Origin of the sequence: Legionella nautarum (genome assembly GCF_001467895.1) — a bacterium.
In the GTDB taxonomy this organism is placed as follows: domain Bacteria; phylum Pseudomonadota; class Gammaproteobacteria; order Legionellales; family Legionellaceae; genus Tatlockia; species Tatlockia nautarum.
The window spans coordinates 1-2,792 of the sequence record NZ_LNYO01000020.1 but is presented as its reverse complement, the minus strand read 5'-3'; the positions used below and the strand labels follow the sequence as shown (position 1 = coordinate 2,792).

The window sequence follows — 2,792 nt, the reverse complement described above, 5'->3', positions numbered from 1 at the left end:
GCATCAAGTTTAAATTCTTTGGGGTATTTCTTTCTTATCATCATTACTTTCTCCAGTTAAGTACATTATCTCTTAACTGGCGTGTACAGATCTATTAGACCACGTCAAGTGTGAGTGGGCACTTTTATTTAGAAATTTTAATGTCTTAGTAACAATTTCTTCATCCAAAAATTTAGAACCAGATGGCATTATAAGATAATCTTGATTTGAATTAATAAAAAGTAAATCAAGTGTAGAATTTATGAAAACATTCTTAATTTCTTTATATAGTTCTTCTTTAACAAAACTTCTTTTGTTTCCATGAAAGTTATGACTAAAATTACAATTAAATAAAGATTCCAATTTAAAAAGATAAACATGGAAATTTCCTTCTTCTGTTATGCATTTAAAAATATTATGCCCATATTTACCCTCAGGGCCATAATCAAAAGCTACAGAATAACCAAATTGGTTACAATAATTTCTTATCTGTTCTTCGGATAACTCCATATCGATATTTTCTAAAGAATTTTTTATACCATTTTTTAAAAACACAATAGCTTCATCTTTTGAAATTGAATACTCAATCCCAAAGCGGTTAAAAAATTGTTCTCTACGCTCTTTAAATTCCATAGCACTTCTCTTTCATTTAAGATGCCGTATCGAGGTGCCTTTCAAATTCATGATCTAAAGCTAATTTAAAAAAGTCATTTAAACTTGAGCATCCCATTTCCTTTGCAATAAGCATTGCTTTTTCATGTCGTTCCGGACCAATTCTTACATTAAGAGAACCTTTAAAAGGTTTTTCTGGTTCTACCCCCCTTTCTTTACAACTTATAAGATAGTCCTCAACTGCCTCTTTAAAAGCTTTATCAATTTCTTTTGCTGTTTCGCCTTCATAGCTAATCAATGAATTTATAAATTCCAATTTTCCATAAAAAATTAAGTCTTCTGAGTCAAACTCAATAGATCCATAGTAGCCTTTATGCTTTAACATATTTTTCATAACAAGCCCTCCTTCTTTAGCTGAACTAAAATTTGCTTAATTTGATAGCCCTTTAGTTCGGGATTTGGATGCGGTTTGTGTAGCATAATATCTCCATACTGAGTATGGATGAACCTAACTCTTGAACCACTTGTTTTTCCTGAATTGTATTCTTCAAATCCCATACTCATTAGCAAAACCCTCAACTCGTCCCAAGTGAAATTTTTAGGTTTGCTAAGAAAACGCTGACGTAATTTATCAATTTTTGTCATTTATATGCAACCATATTTAGTTGCATATATTATAGTAAGATTTTACGATATTAGCAACTATATTTAGTTGCTCTATGCATTGGCTTGCTGTTTTTATTATGTAATTAATGAAAAAACGGGTTTTACTGCATATCCAGACTAAACTGGCAATGGAACAATAATTTGATTCATCATTTGTAATGAATGTTTATAATTTAGTTGTTTCGAGGCGTCAGCAATGGCTCTAAGTATAACGAATCAGGTTATCGATCTACAAATTTAATCCTTAGCATTTATAATTTGTGTTGATTTTTAAAGTTTTTTTCGACATTGCCAGTTTAGTCTGGATATGCGGTAAAACCCAATATGATGAGATGATCAAATATACGGCCGCGCTCAAGCAAGGTACCGCTGATCCAGAAGCTATACTGCGCCGTTTTACCCGAAATAACGTCCAGCATCCCACGTACAAGGCGCTTGCCGAATTGGGCAAAGTGATCAAAACCATTTTCCTGTGGGCCTAGTGTGTACGTAGACCCTGTTTTCGGTCAACATTAGTTCCCACTTCAATAATGTAGTTGTCATTAATGGGCTTTTCATTTAATATCACTATCAATTCAAGGCCTAAAACCGCCTTATCATCAATAAATAGTTCCGCCTCTAATCATATGAGGAATTTTGAACTTCACTTATCTTCGTTCCTCAATATTTAAATACTTTGAGTGTAATAAAATCTATACTCTTGCCCGAAAACAGGGTCTACGTAATTTATCAAACCAACGAAACAGAAAGGGAACTCTCTTCGAGAAAAGCTGGGCGAGATCTGGCATTGCAGGTTAACGCTCATGGTTTTGATCAAATTGCATATGTTTTAAAAGACAAGGCACTAAAAAAGCTTCAGGCTACTGTGGAAATTTTTGCGTTAGGACGCAAGGTCTGGAGCCCGCAAGGCGTATTAGCATCAATTTATTCTGTTTGAGAAAAGGGAATTATTTCTGCTGACTTTTTAGGCCAATCGTTTAAAGACGGCATGCGGTAAGGCAAAGATTGAAAGGGTATAACATTCGGATAATGCAATAAATTATTTATTCTTAGATAGTTATAACAACGACAACGGATATCTAATTGAGCAATGAATGGTAATTTGGAATAGTTCAAAGAATGTTGAGTCGAAATTTCTACAATTTTTTCAATTGAAACCTCGCCCTCAGTTTGTTTGTCCCAAGCCTCATAGTCTGGTATAAAAAAATTACGGAAGGTAATTTCTAATACAAATGGTGATTTTCGCGTTTTAGCTTTTAGAAAACAAATTACTGATGGTAAGCCCTGTATCGCTTCAGCATTAAATACGTAAACACCCATGATTAAACCTCTTTATCTTTTACCTATTATATAACGACCGTGTTTTAAGGCAAAACGACAATGACATATATGAGGTCTGATTATTAAATTAATCAGACTTATTCTATACCGCTGGCGGTGATGGGCTACTTATTTCTCATACAGTTTTAAATCTCTATATGGCGCGGGATTTCAATTTTTAGTTGGCATTATCAGCGGTAAACCACCCTTCTCAT

General features: G+C 33.7%; 4 protein-coding genes and 1 pseudogene. 1 reads left to right on the top strand and 4 read right to left on the bottom strand.

Features of this window, described 5'->3' with window-relative positions; translation table 11 throughout:
• Nucleotides 1–72 precede the first annotated feature (72 nt).
• From Lnau_RS10400 to Lnau_RS10390, 3 genes are read right to left on the bottom strand one after another with little or no spacing between them, the layout of a single operon-like run.
• Nucleotides 73–612, bottom strand: coding sequence for a hypothetical protein (locus Lnau_RS10400; RefSeq protein WP_058505087.1), 540 nt, complete (start codon nt 610–612; stop codon nt 73–75).
• Nucleotides 613–628: 16 nt separating this feature from the next.
• Nucleotides 629–985, bottom strand: coding sequence for a type II toxin-antitoxin system HicB family antitoxin (locus tag Lnau_RS10395; protein ID WP_058505086.1), 357 nt, complete (start codon nt 983–985; stop codon nt 629–631).
• The gene (locus Lnau_RS10390) at nt 982–1,236 is read right to left on the bottom strand and encodes a type II toxin-antitoxin system HicA family toxin (protein ID WP_058505085.1); all 255 of its coding nucleotides are present in this window, start codon (nt 1,234–1,236) and stop codon (nt 982–984) included. Before Lnau_RS10390 ends, Lnau_RS10395 begins: the two co-directional genes overlap by 4 nt.
• A 338-nt stretch (nt 1,237–1,574) precedes the next feature.
• Here Lnau_RS10390 and Lnau_RS10385 point away from each other — a divergent pair.
• Nucleotides 1,575–1,730, top strand: a pseudogene (locus Lnau_RS10385) (Tn3 family transposase); the annotation flags it as partial.
• Nucleotides 1,731–2,181: 451 nt separating this feature from the next.
• Here Lnau_RS10385 and Lnau_RS10375 read toward each other — a convergent pair.
• Complete coding sequence (locus Lnau_RS10375; RefSeq protein WP_058505082.1) at nt 2,182–2,577, bottom strand: hypothetical protein; 396 nt, start codon at nt 2,575–2,577, stop codon at nt 2,182–2,184.
• Nucleotides 2,578–2,792: the final 215 nt, after the last annotated feature.